Genomic DNA, 20,776 nt, shown 5'->3' with positions numbered 1-20,776 from the left:
ACAAAGAAACATTTATCGTCGCTGTAGATTTGCAGTGTACAAAGAGAACAATTAAACAAAAATAAAAATTAAATACAACTATCATGACAAAACTAATCGCAATCGCAGCCTTAACTATCGGAGCAACCATATTAGGAACTAACAATGTTCAGGCTCAAAACACAACTGCAACAACCACCGTAAATATTACCCTGAATGATGTGATCTCTATCGACGCCGGAAGTACTGCCATCGGTAATACGGTTGACTTCAACTATGCTACTGCAGCAGACTACAACTCTGATCAAACCATTACTAAAGCCAACTCTCTGAAAGTTACATCAACGAAGAACTTTAACGTAAAAGTAAAAGCAGGAGGAACTAATTCTTGAACGGAACAAACACAATTCCAGTAAATGTTTTGACGATCAAAGCAGCCGCCGCTGCCGGAACAATGGGCGGAACAAAAAACGCTGTCATTTTATCTGCAACTGATCAGACTTTAGTGTCTAATGCTCCACTAGGAAGTGCATTGACATTGAATTTGGATTACATGATTCCAGCTTCGAAATCATCATCTGCTGACATCTTAGGTAAACCAGCCGGAACATACACGCAAACGGTTACGTATACTGCAACTGCTTTATAATAAGACGAGCAACAATTTCTACAATACGCCCTCATACTTTCAAGTGTTGAGGGCTTTTTTATTTAAACAAATGAATAATCTGTGTAGTTATTTTACTACATGAACTTCCATTTTCAACTACAAAGAAAGCTTCATCGTCGCTGTAGATTTGTAGTGTTCAAAAGATAATAATTAAACAAAAAAAATAAATATAACTACCATGACAAAACAATTCGCAATCGCAGCCTTCACTATCGGAGCAATCGTATTAGGAGCTAACAATGTTCAAGCTCAAAATACAACTGCAACAACAACAGTGAAAATTACCCTGAATGATGTAATTTCCATCGACGCCGGAAGTACTGCAATCGGTAATACGGTTGACTTCAATTATGCTACTGCAGCAGACTATAACTCTGATCAGACCATTACCAAAGCCAACTCTTTGAAAGTGACTTCAACAAAGAACTTTAATGTAAAAGTAAAAGCAGGAGGTGCTAATTTTATGAATGGAACGAACTTAATCCCTGTAAATGTTTTGACGATCAAAGCAGCCGCCGCTGCCGGAACAATGGGCGGAACAAAAAACGCTGTCATTTTATCTGCAACTGATCAAACTTTAGTGTCTAATGCTCCACTAGGAAGTGCATTGACATTGAATTTGGATTACATGATTCCAGCTTCGAAATCATCATCTGCTGACATCTTAGGTAAACCAGCCGGAACTTATACGCAGACAGTAACTTATACTGCGACCGCTTTGTAATAAACATTATTTATATTATTAAAGAATTAATTTTAATGAATTTAAAAGTGATATAATTCTGAATATCTTATGAAATTAATGTTAAAATGGCCTATTTAGTATAATAAGTAAAACTCATGTAATAATCAAATAATTAAAGATAATATGCCGAATCTAATAAAAAAGCTATTGTTTTTACTTGAAATTGGTAATCATCAATTTGATAGCATCCTTTGGAAAACCCGTCCAGAAAAAAGAAAAACTCTTGTTAATGATATTTTCAAATTTAAAATTCCTATTGGGAAAAGCAAAAAAGAAATACGTGAACTTTTTGGACATGAGCCACATATTTATACTTCCATGAAATGGTCTTATCCTATTGAATCAGATAAATTTGGAAACACCCTTACATCATTATCACTATACTTTAAAGACGAAATTGTAACAAGTGTAAGGTTAAAAATAAGAGAGTAATATTTAAAATATAAAGAAGCATCTATTCTCAAAAATACTTTTTTATAGCATTTAATTAATGCTTTTATAGAATTGGAAAAAATTTTTGTTTTACAAATTATTCAAAAACCGCCATTGCATTGTAAGTAAAATCAATTTTAAATAAGCTCTCAGCATTTTCAAGTGTTGAGGGCTTTTTTTATTTAAACCAAATGAATAAACCGTGTAGTTATTTTACTACATGAACTTCCATATTCAACTACAAAGAAACATTTACCGCCGCTGTAGATTTGTAGTGTTGAAAAGATAATAATTAAATAAAAATAAAAATTAAATACAACTATTATGACAAAACTAATTGCAATCGCAGCCTTAACTATCGGAGCAACCATATTAGGAACTAACAATGTTCAAGCTCAAAATACAACTGCAACAACTACAGTAAACATTACTCTGAATGATGTGATCTCTATCGACGCCGGAAGTACTGCAATCGGCAATACAGTTGACTTCAACTATGCTACTGCAGCAGACTACAACTCTGATCAAACCATTACTAAAGCCAACTCTTTGAAAGTTACTTCAACGAAGAATTTCAACGTTAAAGTAAAAGCAGGAGGAGCTAATTTCTTGAACGGAACAAACACAATTCCAGTAAATGTTTTGACGATCAAAGCAGCCGCTGCTGCCGGAACAATGGGCGGAACAAAAAACGCTGTCATTTTATCTGCAACTGATCAGACTTTAGTGTCTAATGCTCCACTAGGAAGTGCATTGACATTGAATTTGGATTACATGATTCCAGCTTCGAAATCATCATCTGCTGACATCTTAGGTAAACCAGCCGGAACTTATACGCAGACAGTAACTTATACTGCAACAGCTTTATAATAATTTTTTTCATATTAATATTTTGTGATTTGGTGTTTCGAAGGCTTCCTACAGGAGGCCTTTGATTTTGTTTGTATTGATACAGATATAGAGAAAATTCAAACAGCTTTATAAAAAAACACAGCAATTATATAAGTCCTTGACACTTTCAAAATGTGGAGGGCTTTTGTATTTAAACCAAATGAATAAACCGTGTAGTTATTTTACTACATGAACTTCCGTTTTCCACTACAAAGAAACTTTTACCGCCGCCGTAGATTTGTAGTGTTCAAAAGAGAACAATTAAACAAGAATAAAAATAAATACAACTATCATGACAAAACTAATCGCAATCGCAGCCTTAACTATCGGAGCAACCATATTAGGAACTAACAATGTTCAGGCTCAAAATACAACCGCAACAACTACAGTAAACATTACTCTGAATGATGTGATCTCTATCGACGCCGGAAGTACTGCAATCGGCAATACAGTTGACTTCAACTATGCTACTGCAGCAGACTACAACTCTGATCAAACCATTACTAAAGCCAACTCTTTGAAAGTTACTTCAACGAAGAATTTCAACGTAAAAGTAAAAGCAGGAGGTGCTAATTTTATGAATGGAACGAACTTAATCCCAGTAAATGTTTTGACGATCAAAGCAGCAGCAGCTTCCGGAACGATGGGGGGAACAAAAACGGCTGTCGTTTTATCTGCAGCAGATCAAACTTTAGTATCAAATGCTCCACTTGGAAGTGCATTAACATTGAACTTGGATTATACGATTCCAGCTTCGAAATCATCATCTTCGGATATTTTAGGTAAACCAGCCGGAACTTATACGCAGACAGTAACTTATACTGCAACAGCTTTATAATAATTTTTTTAGTTTGTAGAGCTTTCTTTTGTTACGTTTTCAGTAGTTTTGGGAATCTTTTATTATAAACAATTACACCATGCGCAAGTTTATTCACCTTTTTATTTTCATTATCCTTACTGGTTCTTCTTCAATTCTGGCACAAAGTATTTCTATGTCGCCTACGCGGCTGTTCTTTACAGGTAATCCGGGAGAAAAAGTGGCACAAACAGTAACGCTTCAAAACAGCTCGGATAAGGATTATGTTTTTAATCTCAACTATAAAGATTGGGCTAGAGAAGAAGATGGAAATAAAGTGTATCTTGAGGCAGGCAGTTCAAAAACTTCGAATGCTGCTTGGGTATCTACCTTAGAAAACGCTATTACAGTTCCTGCGAAAAGTACAAAGGAGATTGTAGTAACCATGCACATTCCTGCAAACGCTTCAAAATTCGACGTTACAAATAGTATGTTGTTTTTCACGCAGCTTCCTCAGCAGGCAGATCAGGCACGTATTCAAAATGGAATTGGTATTATTACCTTATTTGAGGTTGGTCTTCACATCTTTTATACACCACCTGGGAACCATACAAAAAGTTTGGATATTACCAATATATCAGAGTTGAATAATGAGAATGCAGCGAACCGAAAAGTAGCAGTAAGCATCCACAACGATGGAAATACCATCAATGATGCTACGGTTGAATTTGAACTGACCAATACAGACAGTGGTAAGGAAATAAAATTACCCGCAATTTCGATCTCTATGTTTCCCAATACGAATCAAGTTGTTCAATTTTCTTTACCGGAGAATATTTCAGGGAACTATCTTGGCGTGGCTATTATCAAAATGGCAGGATCCAATGATTTACGCGTAGGAGAAAAAAACTTTAAATTTTAATAATTAAGTCTTGAAACCACAAAAAAGTATATCGATATCATTAAGAAAAGCAATCTTGTTTTTTGCATTTGTTCTTCTTAATTTTTCGTTTGCCTTTGCGCAGGAAAAAAAGGATATCGAAATCCGTTTTCAAAATGAAAGAGTAGCCGTTGAAAAGGGTTCTACTTTTACTAATTTTCTGATCATTGAAAATAAAAGTTCTGAAGAAATTACGATTCAGAATATTATGCCTTCGGAAAATTATCCGGGTTTACTTTTTTATCCTAAAAATGACTTTATCTTAGGTGCGGGTCAGTCTAAAAATCTTCCTATAAAGCTGATCGCCAACGTGGATTTTATGAAATTGATATCCAATGAGATCAAGTTTCAGGTTTCATATACTACATCATCGGTTAATAAAACTGATAATGCCTCGTTCTTTGTTGATAAAGAGGAGAACAAAAACATTGCAATTTATACGACAGCTTACGAAAATTTCATTAATCCTTCCGCTCCAGACTCCTCAATTCTGCTGACTGTAGAAAACCAAGGCTATAGTAAAAGAACCGTTAAGATTGATTTGCAATCTATTCCTGATGGGTTGGAAATGATGCCAAAACAACAAACCGTATCTCTGGAAGGTTTAGAAAAACAAACGGTTGAGATCAAAATTGTGGTCAGAAAACAGAATACGCTTTTTCCGGAATTTAATATTAATGCAACTGCCACAGACCTGCTTAATAACGAAATAGTGGGAAGCAACACGCTCCACCTAGTCATTTTGTCGAACAACAGACAAATTGCCCGCGGAAACGAAGCCGTAAACGGAAGTAATTATGCGGAACTTAGCTATAACGAAAACAGTTCAGGCTTCAATTTTCTACAATTAAGAGGAAACGCAGCATTTCGAGTGGCTGAGAATTTGAAATCGCGTATCAATTTAGGTGCAGATTACTATCATGAGGATGGTCTTTATAATTTATATGATACCTGGTTGGAACTTGAGAGAAAAAACACAGTATTAAGGTTAGGAAATGTTAATAGTAACGATTACGATTACCCGGTTTTCGGGAGAGGTGGGAAAGTTTCTACGAAATTTGGCAATAATAATCAGGTTGAAATTCTTGCGCTAGAAAATAATTACAACCTGGCAAGTACTTATTTCCAACAAACAGAAGGATCTACCATGGTAGGTGCAAAATATGGTTTCGGAAATTCTAAATCTTTTAATGGAAAAGTGTCATACTTATTCGATCATGATCCGCGTTTGAATGTAGATACACAGGTAACGAATGCAGTATCATCATTTTCAATTAATGATAAACATACAATCCGCACAGAAGCAGGTCTGAGCCACGAAAAAGGTCTTTCGAATAAAGATGAAAACGTAGGCGCTACAATGGGAGCCAACTACGACGGAAAAATAGGGACATGGGATATTCAATCTCTTAATACCTTTGCCACCAGTAGTTATGCAGGGATCAAAAGGGGGTCTTTTTTCTCAAATCAACGTATCGGTCGTCAATTTTCTGCTTCTCAGCGTGCTTTTATACAGTATCAAAATTCGCAGGTAGATCCTGAGTTCCTGAGTTTCCAGAATGCGCCTATCCAAACGGGAAATGCTAATTTGCGTTATTATTTCAATAGTACAGAATCTTTAGGAGCTGGTTACCAGTTTTCTTCAAAGAAGTGGAATTTCTTATTGTCTCCAAAGGTTGAAAGGCAAAAAACAGCCAATTTTTACACATCGCAGGAACTTTTTTCTTACCGGATGGAAGCTAACATAAGCACTACGTTGGGTTCTCACGGATTGAATTGGTCGGCGGAATATTCTTATTCAAAAGACGAAAACAAAGCCGATTGGTTCAACAGTCTGAAAACAACACTATCTTATAGGTATAAATCTTTCTCCCTCAACGGAACAGCTCAATGGAATGCGATCACTGTCTTTGATCTGAATTCTTATTACAATGTAGACCGTAATTTCGCCAACTACAATGTATTTGCTTCGTACAATTTCCAGATGCTTGGTAATAATCTGATTGGATCTTTTTCAGCAGGAACTTTCTATTCGGAACTTTACAAAAACTTAAATACCAATGTAAGTGGTAATCTGGAATATAAGATTTCACCTTCCTGGTCGAGCACAGGTTATTTTAATATTTCTGGTTATAAATCTACGGCCGAATATGCAAGCAGTGGGAGTTATTACCAGTTCAGAATCGGGATTAGAAAATATTTTGCCGCAGCTACGGCTCTTGGAAATCATAAAGTAACTTTCCAGTTATTTGAAGATAAAAATTTCAATGGACTTTTGGAATCAGGTGAATTGGTTCTTGCAAATGAAATCGTGAAACTTGATAATTTTGTTGCAATGACCGATAAAAACGGAAAAGTAGTTTTTCAGAATGTACCTGAAGGTATTTATACACTTAAAGTTAATGAAAATGCAGGGGCAAGATTGATGATGGATCCAGTAATTATGGTAGATAAAAATATCAACCGTAAAGTAGGCTTGGTAAAAAATATCAAGGTAAGCGGAAAATTAACGGAGATTAAACAAGCTTACGATGTTTTGGAGACAGATGTAACCGGAATAGTAGTGTATGCAAAAGGTGAAGATGGCGTGATCCACACCGCTGTGGTTAACCAAAAAAATGAGTTTGAGTTTTTCCTGAAAGATGGAAAATACGACCTCTATATTGAAAATGACAAATACAATTATACTCAGCCGAACCAAACTATTCAGGTGACAAAAGAAGGTTTCTCAGGAACCGTGGTTTTTGAATATAAGAAGAAAGACACAACCATAAAGGTGAAAAAGTTTTAAATTTAGAGGATATGAAAACGATGAAAGGTTTTTTAATAGGAATTTTTACCGTGTTCTGCGGATCAACAGTCGCGAAAGCTCAGGACATTTACCTGTCTGTTCCTGAAAATAATATTTTAAACAGGGTTGAATTTACCTCAGTACCTACAAGAGTAATGGTGAATCCCAACAGAACAAACTGGGATTATACCTTTTTTGGATTAGCGCCGATAGCTCCTACATTTACCTCTGTTTCGGGACCAGTTTTTACTCAGTCGTCTTCTTCATTTACTTTACCCAGCTCTACTCTTCTGTGGCAATTAGAAAGTATGGGCGGGCAGTTGCCATCTACCGGATTTTCAGGTTCTTTACCAGGTTTTCAGTCTTTCAGTACAAGTGCTCTGAGATGGTTTGATCCGCCCGGGTCTATTATTTTCGGAGGAGGATTCAATAAGGGAAATATCAATTTTACCTTTAAAATACCAGCTGCTCAGTTTGCAGCTAATGCATACCGAGCCGGGAATTATTCCATGGATATCAGTCAAAATTATAATGATTTCACACCACGTAATTTTAAAACGATTTTAGTCATTCCTTCATCCATCAGATGGCTCACATCATCTTTAACAAAATACATAGAAATATCTTCTTTGAATGACTACCGAATTACAGGCACTAAGGTTTTCAGTTTAGACAATGCAGAAATTGCACATACAGCCGATTTTAATTTATGGGCTAAAGCTGCTGCCGCAAATATTCAGTTTACTTCTTCTAAAGGTGTTCCGGGAACCCGAAATGTAGGAAGCATTAAATTGGGTAGTAACGGATCTGCACTTACCACCAAAGCTTTATCTGCCAATTTTCAGAATTTTTCGGCTGCTAATTTCAGTGTTGTAGCAGGAAACAGAAACAGCTTCGCCCCGGAGCTTTATGTGTCTGCGGAAGATTTTAAAAACAATTTTTTTGAAGCCGGAACTTATACTTTTGAATTGAACTTCAATGCCACAAGTACTGATAATTCAATTAACAGCCTGCAGAATACAGCGGTTCAATTAAAGGTGCTTCCTCGGTCGGAGATTACCATACCAAGTTCCGGGAGAAATGTAAACTTTAATTTTAATACAGCTGCACACTACACCGACGGTCAGTCACAAGTGGTTCCAAACCAAATTATATTGTCCAACAATGAAAGTTTTGAACTGTATGTAAAATCGGACGAAAATTATTTTAAGAAAGGCGGTTTGCAGACCGACATCAATTCCAACATATTGCAAATTGGTGTGGATGGAAGTTCTGTAAATGCTCCCTTATCCAAAACTCCGCAAAAAATACTCTTTAACGGAACACCAGTTTTAGACAGACAGCTGAACGTCAGATACACCATACCAGCTGCGGGTGCCCAAGGTTTGGTAGGGAAGGAAAATACCACTTATTCTATTAATGTTTATTATAGTTTTACGGCAATTTAAGTAAAAATACTTTTTCAAATCACGGAAAAAAAAGTCTGAATCAATGCGATCGTTATAGATTACCTATGATGGATGGTCTTGAAAACATTAAAAAGATATTATTCACGACGCTACTTATGTGGCGTCGTTGTAGTTTTGTACAATTCGTCGATCACAATAATTGACAGGATTGGGAATAGAAAAGCGCTCCATCTCAATGATATTGAAGAAATCCATGCACAATAGCCTTGCGAAAAACTATTGAAATACGTATTATTGCATTGACGGCAAGGTCTCTTCTTTGCGAGAAAGAAAAGGGGCTGTAAGCTTTAAGAAAAGACATTTTAATTGACCGTTACTTTAACAAATACTGTCTGATGAGTAAACTATGTTTAAAAAAATAAAGAAATAGTTTTTTTAAGCATTAATACTAAATCTATGAAAGACCAAATTAACGAACTGCAATTAAAAATCGAAAGACTGGAAAACGAAATCAGTTTTAAGAATGGACTGATCTCGATATTGTCTCACGATTCAAAAGAAATGTTTGGAAATTTTCTGTGGCTTATAGAAGCGCTGGAAGATAAGATCATAGTTGAGGCAGATTTTTTTAAGTTGTTGCCGCAGGTAAAAAGCGATGCACAGAAGAATCTGCAAACCATTCAGGACAGCACGACTTGGTTGAAAACTCAATACGGGGACTTTCAGATTAAACCTGTGAAAATCATGGTGACTGATCTTTTTCACCATTTTGAAGAAAAATATGCGGTAAAATTAAAAGAAAAAAATATTAAATTCCATTTTAAAGGAGATCCCGATGCATTTCTTCTAACCGATCGCTTTCTGCTCGAAAATGTTTTAGACAAAATTTTTAACAATGCAATAAAATATTCATCAGCCGAACAAGATATTTATTTCCAGCAGGTTACAGAAGATAATAAGATCATACTTTCTGTGATAGATTTCGGAATGGGAATGAGCGAAAAATCTTTATCAATGATCTATACTTATGGTAATCCAATATTCCAAGGAACTGCTGGAGAAAAAGGAGTTGGATTAAGTTTGAAAATTGTAAAAAATTTTGTATCCTTGATGCGCGGAAACATCGACATCATTTCGTCTGAAAATAAAGGAACTACTGTTTCCATTTTTTTACCTAAACTTTAATGAATGAAGGATTTAAAATCAAATGTTCGTATTGTTGTAGCAGATGATCATGGTATTGTCCGGATGGGTTTGATACAAACGATTAAACGACTAAGACCCAGTGCCATAATTTCAGAAGTAGAGGATTATAAATCGCTGTTCAAAGTAATTCAGAAAGAAGAATTAGATCTGGCTATTATGGACGTTAATATGCCTAATGGTTCTGTTCAGGAAGCGATTGATTACATAAAAATACATCAACCCAGCTTGAGAATTCTCATATTCTCTTCTCAAGATGAAGAGTTGTATGCTATGCGTTATCTAAAGATGGGAGCAGGTGGTTATCTAAGCAAACAAAGCTCTAATGCAGTAATTGAAACTGCATTGACGGCGATGCTTAGTACTGGCCGATACGTAAGTGATGAGGTAAAAGAAGCGATGTTTTTAGAATCATTAAATGGAACGACAAAAAATTCACCTTTTGAAGCACTCTCAGACCGCGAGTTACAAATTGCCAATAAGCTTGCAGAAGGTCTTCCTCTCAAAGAAATTTCTAATCAGCTTAATCTTCATCCATCGACAATCAGTACTTACAAGATCAGGTTGTTTGAGAAGCTGAAAGTACGATCCTTACCAGAATTGGTGGAGATTCTTAGGCTTTATAATCAGTAAATATTCTATTGTTTTGCGTTTTGACATCTTGAGAAATCGTGGAATCTTTTAAAATGCAATAAACAAAACCTTTGTTTTCTGATGAAGATTCTTTGTAGACTACTTTTTTACTATTTTTATTGATGATTAAAAAATTCAAGCATTGTGAAAAGAGCATTTTTTGATGCATCTTTTCCCAATTATCAAGAGATTCTTTTGCAATTATTGAAGCTCTTGCTCTCATATTCTGAAATAGCTCCCAAAGTAGAGGAGTATTTATTATTTGTAATACTTTCACTTAATTCTAAAGCATATTTCCTTAATAAAATGGTTTTATATCCGTCAAATAAGGCATTGTTTTCGACTTTGCTCCGTCTGCAGCGATAAATCTTTTCTATTTTTAAAGTGTAAAATCCAGCCTTCATTTTCTTTCTCTATTGATAAAAAATGACTGTTCCAAACAACTGTTTCTGATTCCAATGATTCCAACAGTATTTTCTTAAAGCACAACGGTCGATTTCAAGAGTTTTTTATGGGTATAAAAAAAGAGACAACTATCAAATAGTTGTCTCCTAAAGTACCCATAACCGAAGAGATATCGAAACATTTGGTGGAAGATTTAGAAAGAATTTTGGAAAATTTGAACTATAACCATTCCTGTCTTATAAACATAAAAAGTCACTAATCAAACCCATTCTATAATTTAGTAAGTATGGCTTAAAACGGTGAAAAATGTTTATGCGAGTAATGTAATTATGTGAAAATTTCTGTAAATGACGGTGAAGTCGTGCCATTTTCAAAGAAGCAATACTAGTGCAGAACCTTCATAAGAATCGTATCCTGTACAAAGATAACAACTACATTATTATTTTTTGTAGAAACTGTAAGAAATAAAATAATGTTATAAATTTAATATAAATTCAATGTATCGTTAAAAAGTTTATTTATTTTTGTAAAAATTTGCATATGTATTGAGGATTATTCACTGCTTATTACTTGGTTTAATATTATGAATTTCGGGTTAAAATGAACTTTATTGGGCAATTAAACTCAATGATGGTAATGAGGACAAACAGAATTATAGTCCTTTTTAAAATGATCGAAGAAAAATGGAAACTAGCTCTTCCTAAAATTCAGGAAATGTAGGAATGATAAAAAAAATTAAAAATATAGGGTGTTATTTAAAGAAATTAGGAATCTTTTTTTTGTTTTTTCTAATGAACATATTCACCGCGCAAACATTAACAGTTGAGCAGATCGATAGCCAGCAGCAAATAGAATATGACAGATTAATCAAGAACGGGGATATTAATAAAGCTGTGTTACAGGAATTAAAGTTGATTAAAAATGCTGAAGCAATACATTATACCAAAGGTGAAATAAGAGGACACATCAATCTGGCTAATGCTTTCTTTATTTTAAATAGAAATAAGGAAAGTTTACACTTTCTTGAAATTGCAGAAAAGAAACTTAAGAATTTTAATGATGACCTATTAAAGTCAAGGATGTACTATTTGTATGGAGTACATTACTATTCATTGAGTTTACATAAACTGGCAATAAAATATTTTGATACATCTCTGAAATTTGCCTATAAGATTCCGGACAGACAAGAAAGAGAAAGAAGAAAGCAATTTGTTTATGACTGGAAAAGATCGAGCTTCAGCTATTTAGGTATGATGGACTCTGTATATAGTAATGAGCGCAAATGTATGTCGGCTCCAAAGCCTATGCTATATATTTCAATATCAAACAGGCATTTAAAGGCTATGAATACAGATTCAGCAGAATATTATATTAATAAAGCAAATGAATTAGTACTAGCTAAAAAAATACCTTTAGAAGGAAAGATTAATGTACTTAGAGCATATGGAGCATTATATTGTGAGAAGAAGGAGTATGAAAAAGCATTAAAGTATCTTTTTGAATCATTAGAACTTTCACAAAAAATGGGTTCCAAAGAAAGGTGCTTAGAAGCCTGTAAACTCATTGCTAAGGTATATAAAAAAATGAATAATATTCAGAAGGAAAATGAATATCTCGCAAAATATTCTCTACTAAGAGACAATATCGCTTTAGAAGAAGAAAGAACAATAAATATTCCGGTAGAAAAATTTCTTAATGATGAAATGGAGAAAGAAAAAGAGGAAAAAGGAACTCTTTATTATAGTATTATCATTATTATTCTGGCCAGTTTGGGAATAGTTATATTTATTCTTTATAAGTATAAACGAAAACAAAGACACAAAGATTTATTATTCAGTCAGAAGGAAGAGGAAGCAGATATGCTTAAAAATAGACTGAATACAACACTTGATGAGGTAATTGAATTGGCAAAAAAAAATGATCCGTCTCTTTTAGTGAGGTTTAAGATGGTATATCCCGACTTCTGTGATAGTGTTTTAAAAATAAATCCTAAGATAATTAATTCTGAGCTCATTTTTTGTGCATATCTCAAACTTAATTTTTCCACAAAAGAAATCGCAACCTATACTCATGTAGGTTCCAAAGCCGTACAAAATCGCAAGAACAGAATAAGAAAGAAATTGAATATTCCTTCTGATGAAGATATTAATATTTGGTTAAATAAGATTGGGTGAATATTATGCCCAACATTAGATTTAGTAATTTTTACGGAACCTTATTCAACCTGTAAAGTATAAATGCCTTATAAAAAATTAAATATAAAACAGCAAAGAAATGTTATTGCTTCCTAAAATATTTTCTTAAAAATTAGTGCTGATTCCTAAAGATAAACCTGCACTTTCGGGAACAAACCTACAAACTCCGCCTACACATAACAACCCCCCACGCTGTCTTCCATATGACGCCTGCACTCTTGAACTATTTTTTCTGAAGACTATTCCAGACGTATAATAGTGCAACTTATTTTTTCCATCAGAATTACCATAATTGTAAAGATCATTTATAAAAAAAGACCAATTCTTTCTAAAATTATATTCAGCAAGACCTGCAACCCAATTACCATGATAACTATTTGCCCATTGATGCTGTAACTCAACTTTTAAAGAACTTTTTGAAAATCTGTAGATATTGTCGACAACTATTGTTTGCGCTTTTACATTACCTAATGTTTCTTCTGTACGATAGGTATTGTAATATTGATTGATCAACACCAAAGCAATCTTCCAGTTTTCTTTTAGTCTCGTTCTGATATCAAAACTTTGATCTGAATAGTATTTTTCACCTAATGTAAAAAAATCTGTTTTGTAATCATTATAATCATTTATATATGAGCGATATGTACCTCTTAAGCTATACCAATTAGATATATTAAAAGCTATGTCTGTACCGTACTTTCCTCCAAGCACGGTTCCTTTTTTTATTTTATAAAAAATGTCAAACTGTGATCCTATTTCTCCGGCTTTTTTTTGAGGAGAAAAGGTAAGCTGTGGTTGTGCCTGATATACGTAGATATTTGCCAGGCTATAATCAAATTGCTTCGTAAGGGCAGGAACATAGTTGAGAACAGCATTGTTATAGATATTCCCAATCTGATCCCGTTGAGAGTAGAAATTGAAATTTTCCAGCCTTCTTATGTTAGCAATTATTCCAAATCTTTCTGTGGCATAAGAAAGATTAAGATAAAAAGCATTTCCTGAAAACAAATTGTTAGAATCTAAAACAGATATTTGTTTTATATTATCCTTCGTTTTGTAGAGATATTCAAATTCCAGATTAAATTTTGAATATTCCATTTTTACTCTGGAGGAATAAACTTCAACACTTTTAGGATAAAAAGTATTGTCTTTATTATCTTCATATTTATTAACATAGCTAAAACCTATGGTTGTATGTACTTTGTTTGCTCTTGCTAAAGAATCAAGTTTTATTTCCGCATCCAGACCACTAATGAGTCCTTTGGTTAACTCAAAACCTGTTCTTTGTTTTCCCATAAGAGCTTTAATAGTAATTATCTGATCCGGGTCTGTATATTTTATTCTTCCTCCAAGCAGGGAATTTGCTATTCCCAACTGTTTATCTTCCCACAAACGCAACGCAAGACCACTTCCAAACTCTTCATAGAAATGCCCTAATGTAACGTCAATTCCAGCTTTTTCATTATTGTAATTAATAAAGTATGTTCCAACGTTTGTCTCCTTGAAAGCAGGGGAGTAATTGAGTAAAGCTTTGGGCGCATATGACTCTAGCTGTGCTCCGAAAGTAAAATCATTTAATTTATAGTTTAAATTCAAATAATTGTTAGACCTAAAACGTTGGGAAGATTCTACTTCAGAAAGCTTGATTTTCTTATCATCAATATAATACTGTGCATTAGATTCTAAATTTGCGGTTAGCTGGCAAAAATAATTGACACTGAAAACAAGTAACAATAAGGTTATTAATTTATTTTGCATTCTAAAAAAATTAATACCTATAACATTCTTTAATTTTGGCAATCAGTTCATCTTCATCACCGGGAGAATATCCTACATGAGAATACACAATTTTTCCTTTATGAATCAAAACTGTATGAGGAATCGTATTAATATTCAACGCTCTTTTCAAATTTTGATTTGGATCAAATAAAATTTCATAAGCCCAACCCTTACTTTTTACTATAGTTTTTACTTTTGAGCTAGTTCTTGCGTCATCAGTTGAAATAGCATACATAGAAAAGTTTGCTTCTTTTTTCCAATCATCATATTTTTCACTGATTGCATTGAGCTCTTCCAAACATGGTAAACACCAAGTTGCCCAAAAGCTCAAAACAACAGGTTGAGAAGAATCTATTTTAGAAATATTTAACTTATTTCCGCTTAAATCATTGATAGAAATGTTTGGAACTTGCTGGCATGAAAAAAAATTTAAGGTAAAAACCCAAAAAGTCAATAGTGATATTTTTAAGATCAATTTCATTTTTAATATCAATTATTTCTTAATCAATTTTTCAGACTTCATTTCCCCCTGAGAATTTTTCATAGTTAAAATGTATACTCCAGAATTCTGTGAAGAAATATCAATAGATTTTTTTCCTTTGTTCATCGTACCATTCAATAAAACACTTCCATCCATAGAATATAATTTGTAAGCTATATTTTCTGAAGTAACAATGTTGATATTATCAATGATTAACGTTGAAGTAACATTTGCAAAGGAAAATTTATCACTAGTTTCGTTTACAGCTAAAGCAGTTGGATCATATTTGTAAGTAATCGTAATAGGAATTCCCGTTTCTTGATTACTGCCATCAACCTGATAAAATTTTATTACATAACTAATAGGTGTTGTTCCGTTTCCTATATTTGTATTCCACATATTATATCCCAAAGCGGGAGTTTCTGAATTCGCTGCAATAGGAATAGCTGCGTTTGAATTAGAAGGATAAACGGCATTCACCGACACAGAAGGAATACAAGTTGTTAAATAGCAGAACTGAAATCCGCTTCCTGTGCCGTTCTGAATACTCATAATTTTTATACGTACATTAATAGCACTCGTTGAAATATTTTTTATCTTATATTTTAAAGTAGCAACAGATTCATCAGTTGTGTTAAATGTAAAAATCTGTCCATTTGTAATAGGGGTATTATCATCTTTTGTTAAAGAAAGCTGTGCATTGCTCAAAGTAGATGATAATAAACAAAGTAATATAAATGTTAATTTTTTCATAGTTGAAAGTGTTTAAAGAAATCATAGGAAACCTAGAAAAATTAGATTTTACTGATTGATTTTTGATTAGTTATTTAATAATTAATTTTTTAGTTTTTGGTGCAGAATCTTTTTCTTTAATAGAAACAATGTAAATTCCTTTCGTCAATCCCGAAACAGAAACAGTGGTATCTGGTGAAACATTCGTTTTTTCTAAAACTAATTTCCCTGAAGCGTCATAAAATTTAAGATCAACATTTTTTTCTGCCTGAATTTTAATATACTCCGAAGCTGGGTTTGGATATACAGTAAGATAATTTTTATTGGTTTCAACAGAGCTTGTTCCTAACGTATTCAGTAGGAAAGAGCGGGAATTGACTACTTCTCCGGTGGAAGCATCCAACAAAAGCAAAACAACTTTCAGATTATTAGTATTGTAGGTTGAAGGAATCGTAACATTAAAAAGATAATTTACAACCTGTCCATCTGTAATCACAGAAGGAATTGATCCGGCTTGACCATAATAACCTCCTATCAACATTCTTCCCACATGATTATACACCATTTGTGATGCGGGAACTGAGCCTGGTAGACTCTCATAACCACCCATTGGTCCGTTGTAACCTCCTGCATAATAATTTTTCTGATTATAACCGGATGTGGTACCCTGAACCCCGTCTTCCACTAAAATTGCTGCAAATCTGAAATTAGCATTACTGAAATTAGTTCTGAATGTTGCAGAAGCATTGAATGAAAGAGAATTTCCTGATAAAGCAGAAGATGCATTGAGCATTACAGGAACCAACATATTCTTTCTGGCATTTACAGCAGATTCCATAAATGTTTGATTTACATAATAATCTAAAACCACACGGTCAATATTCATACCTGGAAATGCTGAAATCTGTGCACCAGCATTATATTCAGTCACTGTCATAGGATCGTTATTATGTACGGCAATTCCAATGTAATTATTAGCATAATTATTATCCATATAAGCCATTGCAACAGCACCCTCGGGACACCATCCGCACCAGGTTCCTGTTCCTTCTTCTATTAATACCTTTTTAGGAGAATTCTGACTTATAAAATTAGTTTTGGTATTTTTACTGTTGTTTGTAAGATCAGTTTCAACAACCCCGTTCATATGAGTAAGACTTACCGTTATATTTTTTTCTAATCCTGAAGAATAATTTACAGCAACAGGATGAGTAAATGAAACTTCTTGCCCGGTTGTAATTGTAGGAATTGATATTGTTGCAGGATGATTTGTTATTCCGTCACTCCAATTGACTGTAATATTATTTACGGGCTGTGTTCCCAGATTCTTTACTTTTGTCACAATAAAGTTATCTGTATTTATTAGGCTGTAACGGTCAAGGGTAAAATTACCTGAAAGCATTCCGTTATAATTAAGTAAGCTCTCTACCACAATATTATCTAAATCAATAGAATTCATGTTACAGTCATAGTGTCTAAAAGAAATATAAACCTGTTGTCCTATATAAGAGGTGAGATCAATAATTCGTGATTGAAATCCTCCTGTAGCAACTATTTCTGTATAAACTGGTGTAGAAGCAATTATAACTGAGGGATTACTGGAAGTTGTAATATATACTGAGTATTTTTCATTGGGATAAGACGTTGAAGTTTTTAAATCGTACGTAAGTCTAAGATTTGAAGCTATAATTCCGGTCAGATTAATGAGTGGTGACGTGATAAGATTATTAGGAACATCGAAAAATGAAGAAGAAGCCAGAAATCCACTTCCAAAATTCGGGTCTGTAGGGTAGCTTCCGTTTATAATATACCAGCTATAGGAATCACCGTCAAGATCAGTACTTGTCCATCCATTCAAACCTCCGGTATTAAAATTTTGGAAATAATAAGTCTGCGAATGATGTATTCCAAAAAAGAGAATACAAAGAAATAATAGTGTTTTTTTCATAAGTTTAGTTATTAAATTTTGTTGTGTTTCTATGTTATAAAAACTCATAATTGCTATTTATTCCGGCTTTTTCTTCTCTTACGTTGAGTACATTTCCATTAGCATTTAAAATCATTACAATCACCTTAAGATTATTAGTATGATAGCCTGAAGGAATTGTATATTGAAAATTCTTTGAATATTCGTTCGAGATGACTGTTTGTGATCCGGGAATTATATCGCCCACTACGGAAGATGTCAATCTGCTTCGTAAAACATTATGATGCACATAATTGTAGATATAGCTTCCTCCTCCGTACAATGTACTTTTCCCACTATAAATTACCAATAAGGAGTATTTTTCTTTCTGTTTTTCCCTTTTATAATAAGCTCTGATTTCGGCATTGTGCCTTATGGAAGCGTGAAGGATGGATTTCATTTTTTATCTGCAAAATAATTTACTAAGCTTATTCTCTGATAGAAGCCCTGATGACTATTTAAAAGGAACAATACCACAATAACAGGCAAATTTCTTCAGTTTTTAAAATTCTTAAATTCTTTTTTAGCGAACAAGAGAAACAATGCAGTAACATTTTCGCTCCAAAGAACTGACATCAGTGAGTGTTTCGATTCTGGTCATACAACAAAACTATTAAAATCGAACCATTTATTAATTATTGTGCAAGGTTTCGATTTTTAAAATATTTGTTACTTGGAAAGCCAAAATCCCAATAATAACATGATTAATTATAAGTTTCTGATTATGAGAGTGTATCAAATAAAATGGCACCAACTGTCTTTAGTTGGCGCCATTTTGCTTTGTACCCATAACCGAAGAGATATCGAAACATTTGGTGGAAGATTTAGAAAGGATTTCACAGCTATAGAAATGAAGTGTAACCACTACCAACACCATATTTGATTTATTAGCTAATTTTTATAACAACTTATTTCTAGTATTAATTAAAAAATATATTTCATAGCGGACTTTTATTAAATATAAATGTAAAGCGTCAAGATTTGACGCTTTACTGATTTACATTTGTCACGGTGATATGATTATATTCACATTAAATCTCAATAAAGAGATTAGGAAATTCGTTAAAAAAAGTTAAATTAGCAACAATAAAATTATTAACCAAGTCATGAAACAACTCTACATGAGTGCAGTATTCCTTTATACTGCCGCAGGCTTTACTGCACAGGAAGTGGTATGGCAGAAAGACCTTAAGTCCTCCACGCAGGATTTTCTTTCGCAGGTCACCACAACCATCGATCAGCAATACTTAATTACGGGAAGTTCGATTCAGTCGAAAAAGATCACTACCGAAAACAAACAAAACAGCGGCTACGATTTCCATTTGGTTAAGCTTAATCAGCAAGGTGAGGAAGTCTGGGAAAAATACTTCTCGGGACAAAACCATGATTTTCTGTCGGCAACAATCTCCACACAGGAAGGCGGATTTTTGCTGGCCGGAACTTCTTATTCCTCAAAAGGTTTAGACAAAAAAGACGATTCGAAAGGCGGATCTGATATCTGGCTGATCAGAATTAATGAGTTTGGAGACGAACTCTGGCAGAAAACGATAGGTACTTCGCAGGATGAGGAAGCAAGATCGGTGATTCAGACGGCAGATTTAGGCTTTATGGTGGCTGGAAATATTCAGAATGCTTCAAATGGTTTCGGTTCGAAAGATGTGATCGTTTCAAGATTAGACAAAAACGGAAAATTGTTATCGGAATCAATTTTGGGAGGAAAAGGTCTTGATGAAGTTGAAAAGATGATTCCTACACCTGATGGCGGAGCTTTGCTTGGGATTTATTCAAGGAGTTCCGAGATCCGTGGTACGGGTTCCGGAGCGACAGCTAAAAATTCATCATCAGAAAACCCGAATCCCGTATCCCGTTATCCCAAAGCTACCGAGAATTATGGCGAAGGTGATTACTGGATTGTAAAGTTGAACAAAGACGGAAAGGTGGAATGGGAAAAGAATTTTGGAGGTAAAGGAGATGATCATGTAAGAACAATGGCGTTTACGTCTTCAGGATATATTATCGGCGGAGAATCGAGATCTGAAAGATCAGGAAATAAAACAGTAGGGATCGAAGAGGGTACAGATCTGTGGTTAATTTCACTAAATACCAAAGGTGATGAGCAGTGGCAGAAATCCTACAATTTCAAAAACCGCGATATTCTGATGGGAATGAATGTGATCACCGGAAAATCATCAACAGACAACCGACAACCATCAACCAAGGGCATTTTACTGGGTGGATACACTCAGGCGGAAGGAAGGGTAGAAGCAGATGACGAGACATTTTGGATGCTTTATATCGATAATGAAGGCAATGAGCAGTGGCGAAAGCATGTGAAGGGAGAATCGAGGAAGAAGGAGGAAAGATTGTCTGACTTGAAGATGAACAAGGATGGCTCGATTGTATTGGCTGGAACGAGTGCTGAGGAATTAGGAAAAGAAAACTGGAAGATTGTGAAATTGGGAGACAGTCAGATTGACCAGTTAATAGAGAAGCAGGATATGAAGATTTACCCGAACCCGGTGAGTGATTATTGTTATGTGGAGATAGGTTTTGAATTTAAGGAAGCGGATATCACGCTGTATGATATGGGTGGAAGACAGTTACAAAGTCTAAAAACGAAGAACAAGGTAACGAAGATCAATACCCAGAACCTGATTCAGGGAGCGTATCTGATTGTTGTGAAAACGGATACTGAGAAAACTGCGAATGCTAAATTGATTAAGAGATAA

Annotated in this window: 17 protein-coding genes and 1 pseudogene; 12 read left to right on the top strand and 6 right to left on the bottom strand. The window is 34.3% G+C overall.

Annotated features, from left to right (window positions below; all coding sequences use genetic code 11):
• Nucleotides 1-83: 83 nt before the first annotated feature.
• From BA768_RS09075 to BA768_RS09030, 10 genes and pseudogenes are all read left to right on the top strand, one after another.
• Nucleotides 84-628 (top strand): annotated as a pseudogene (locus BA768_RS09075) (peptidoglycan-binding protein LysM).
• A gap of 199 nt (nucleotides 629-827) precedes the next feature.
• The gene (locus BA768_RS09070) at nucleotides 828-1,373 is read left to right on the top strand and encodes a peptidoglycan-binding protein LysM (RefSeq protein ID WP_065720475.1); all 546 of its coding nucleotides are present in this window, start codon (nucleotides 828-830) and stop codon (nucleotides 1,371-1,373) included.
• 144 nt (nucleotides 1,374-1,517) lie between these two features.
• On the top strand, nucleotides 1,518-1,826 hold the full coding sequence (locus BA768_RS09065) for a hypothetical protein (RefSeq protein ID WP_034679967.1): 309 nt from the start codon (nucleotides 1,518-1,520) through the stop codon (nucleotides 1,824-1,826).
• A 324-nt stretch (nucleotides 1,827-2,150) separates the two neighbouring features.
• On the top strand, nucleotides 2,151-2,696 hold the full coding sequence (locus BA768_RS09060; protein ID WP_065720474.1) for a peptidoglycan-binding protein LysM: 546 nt from the start codon (nucleotides 2,151-2,153) through the stop codon (nucleotides 2,694-2,696).
• Between the two features lie 313 nt (nucleotides 2,697-3,009).
• On the top strand, nucleotides 3,010-3,555 hold the full coding sequence (locus BA768_RS09055) for a peptidoglycan-binding protein LysM (RefSeq protein ID WP_065720473.1): 546 nt from the start codon (nucleotides 3,010-3,012) through the stop codon (nucleotides 3,553-3,555).
• A 79-nt stretch (nucleotides 3,556-3,634) separates the two neighbouring features.
• The gene (locus tag BA768_RS09050; protein ID WP_228388355.1) at nucleotides 3,635-4,435 is read left to right on the top strand and encodes an Fn3-like domain-containing protein; all 801 of its coding nucleotides are present in this window, start codon (nucleotides 3,635-3,637) and stop codon (nucleotides 4,433-4,435) included.
• A 10-nt stretch (nucleotides 4,436-4,445) separates the two neighbouring features.
• The gene (locus BA768_RS09045; protein ID WP_065720472.1) at nucleotides 4,446-7,244 is read left to right on the top strand and encodes a hypothetical protein; all 2,799 of its coding nucleotides are present in this window, start codon (nucleotides 4,446-4,448) and stop codon (nucleotides 7,242-7,244) included.
• 11 nt (nucleotides 7,245-7,255) lie between these two features.
• A complete protein-coding gene (locus BA768_RS09040) occupies nucleotides 7,256-8,692 on the top strand; it encodes a hypothetical protein (protein ID WP_065720471.1) in 1,437 nt (478 codons plus the stop codon).
• Nucleotides 8,693-9,109: 417 nt separating this feature from the next.
• The gene (locus tag BA768_RS09035) at nucleotides 9,110-9,838 is read left to right on the top strand and encodes a sensor histidine kinase (RefSeq protein WP_065720470.1); all 729 of its coding nucleotides are present in this window, start codon (nucleotides 9,110-9,112) and stop codon (nucleotides 9,836-9,838) included.
• Between the two features lie 3 nt (nucleotides 9,839-9,841).
• Nucleotides 9,842-10,489: a response regulator transcription factor gene (locus tag BA768_RS09030; protein WP_034679910.1), complete on the top strand. Its 648-nt coding sequence runs from the start codon at nucleotides 9,842-9,844 to the stop codon at nucleotides 10,487-10,489.
• Here BA768_RS09030 and BA768_RS09025 read toward each other — a convergent pair.
• The gene (locus BA768_RS09025) at nucleotides 10,470-10,712 is read right to left on the bottom strand and encodes a hypothetical protein (protein ID WP_065720469.1); all 243 of its coding nucleotides are present in this window, start codon (nucleotides 10,710-10,712) and stop codon (nucleotides 10,470-10,472) included. The two genes, BA768_RS09030 and BA768_RS09025, sit on opposite strands and share 20 nt — an antisense overlap.
• Nucleotides 10,713-11,616: 904 nt before the next feature.
• Between BA768_RS09025 and BA768_RS09020 the strand changes: the two genes are divergently transcribed.
• Nucleotides 11,617-13,068 (top strand): helix-turn-helix transcriptional regulator, encoded by a 1,452-nt coding sequence (locus tag BA768_RS09020; protein WP_065720468.1) that lies wholly within the window; start codon nucleotides 11,617-11,619, stop codon nucleotides 13,066-13,068.
• A 126-nt stretch (nucleotides 13,069-13,194) separates the two neighbouring features.
• On the opposite strand, the gene BA768_RS09015 is transcribed toward BA768_RS09020, so the two are convergent.
• From BA768_RS09015 to BA768_RS08995, 5 genes are all read right to left on the bottom strand, one after another.
• On the bottom strand, nucleotides 13,195-14,847 hold the full coding sequence (locus BA768_RS09015; protein WP_065720467.1) for a DUF6029 family protein: 1,653 nt from the start codon (nucleotides 14,845-14,847) through the stop codon (nucleotides 13,195-13,197).
• 10 nt (nucleotides 14,848-14,857) lie between these two features.
• On the bottom strand, nucleotides 14,858-15,349 hold the full coding sequence (locus tag BA768_RS09010) for a TlpA family protein disulfide reductase (protein WP_034679900.1): 492 nt from the start codon (nucleotides 15,347-15,349) through the stop codon (nucleotides 14,858-14,860).
• Between the two features lie 12 nt (nucleotides 15,350-15,361).
• A complete protein-coding gene (locus BA768_RS09005; protein WP_065720466.1) occupies nucleotides 15,362-16,102 on the bottom strand; it encodes a T9SS type A sorting domain-containing protein in 741 nt (246 codons plus the stop codon).
• 70 nt (nucleotides 16,103-16,172) lie between these two features.
• Nucleotides 16,173-18,029, bottom strand: coding sequence for an Omp28-related outer membrane protein (locus tag BA768_RS09000; RefSeq protein ID WP_165601780.1), 1,857 nt, complete (start codon nucleotides 18,027-18,029; stop codon nucleotides 16,173-16,175).
• Nucleotides 18,030-18,063: 34 nt separating this feature from the next.
• The gene (locus tag BA768_RS08995; RefSeq protein WP_065720464.1) at nucleotides 18,064-18,447 is read right to left on the bottom strand and encodes an Omp28-related outer membrane protein; all 384 of its coding nucleotides are present in this window, start codon (nucleotides 18,445-18,447) and stop codon (nucleotides 18,064-18,066) included.
• Between the two features lie 706 nt (nucleotides 18,448-19,153).
• Here BA768_RS08995 and BA768_RS08990 point away from each other — a divergent pair.
• On the top strand, nucleotides 19,154-20,776 hold the full coding sequence (locus BA768_RS08990) for a T9SS type A sorting domain-containing protein (protein WP_065720463.1): 1,623 nt from the start codon (nucleotides 19,154-19,156) through the stop codon (nucleotides 20,774-20,776).

Source organism: Chryseobacterium sp. CBo1, from assembly GCF_001693475.1.
GTDB classification, from domain to species: domain Bacteria; phylum Bacteroidota; class Bacteroidia; order Flavobacteriales; family Weeksellaceae; genus Chryseobacterium; species Chryseobacterium formosense.
This window is presented reverse-complemented; position numbering and strand designations above follow the sequence as displayed.

Coding starts and splice junctions, on each gene's coding strand:
- BA768_RS09070 (WP_065720475.1), top strand. CDS start 828: ATGACAAAACAATTCGCAATCGCAGCCTTCACTATCGGAGCAATCGTA.
- BA768_RS09065 (WP_034679967.1), top strand. CDS start 1,518: ATGCCGAATCTAATAAAAAAGCTATTGTTTTTACTTGAAATTGGTAAT.
- BA768_RS09060 (WP_065720474.1), top strand. CDS start 2,151: ATGACAAAACTAATTGCAATCGCAGCCTTAACTATCGGAGCAACCATA.
- BA768_RS09055 (WP_065720473.1), top strand. CDS start 3,010: ATGACAAAACTAATCGCAATCGCAGCCTTAACTATCGGAGCAACCATA.
- BA768_RS09050 (WP_228388355.1), top strand. CDS start 3,635: ATGCGCAAGTTTATTCACCTTTTTATTTTCATTATCCTTACTGGTTCT.
- BA768_RS09040 (WP_065720471.1), top strand. CDS start 7,256: ATGAAAACGATGAAAGGTTTTTTAATAGGAATTTTTACCGTGTTCTGC.
- BA768_RS09035 (WP_065720470.1), top strand. CDS start 9,110: ATGAAAGACCAAATTAACGAACTGCAATTAAAAATCGAAAGACTGGAA.
- BA768_RS09030 (WP_034679910.1), top strand. CDS start 9,842: ATGAAGGATTTAAAATCAAATGTTCGTATTGTTGTAGCAGATGATCAT.
- BA768_RS09025 (WP_065720469.1), bottom strand. CDS start 10,712: ATGAGAGCAAGAGCTTCAATAATTGCAAAAGAATCTCTTGATAATTGG.
- BA768_RS09020 (WP_065720468.1), top strand. CDS start 11,617: ATGATAAAAAAAATTAAAAATATAGGGTGTTATTTAAAGAAATTAGGA.
- BA768_RS09015 (WP_065720467.1), bottom strand. CDS start 14,847: ATGCAAAATAAATTAATAACCTTATTGTTACTTGTTTTCAGTGTCAAT.
- BA768_RS09010 (WP_034679900.1), bottom strand. CDS start 15,349: ATGAAATTGATCTTAAAAATATCACTATTGACTTTTTGGGTTTTTACC.
- BA768_RS09005 (WP_065720466.1), bottom strand. CDS start 16,102: ATGAAAAAATTAACATTTATATTACTTTGTTTATTATCATCTACTTTG.
- BA768_RS09000 (WP_165601780.1), bottom strand. CDS start 18,029: ATGAAAAAAACACTATTATTTCTTTGTATTCTCTTTTTTGGAATACAT.
- BA768_RS08995 (WP_065720464.1), bottom strand. CDS start 18,447: ATGAAATCCATCCTTCACGCTTCCATAAGGCACAATGCCGAAATCAGA.
- BA768_RS08990 (WP_065720463.1), top strand. CDS start 19,154: ATGAAACAACTCTACATGAGTGCAGTATTCCTTTATACTGCCGCAGGC.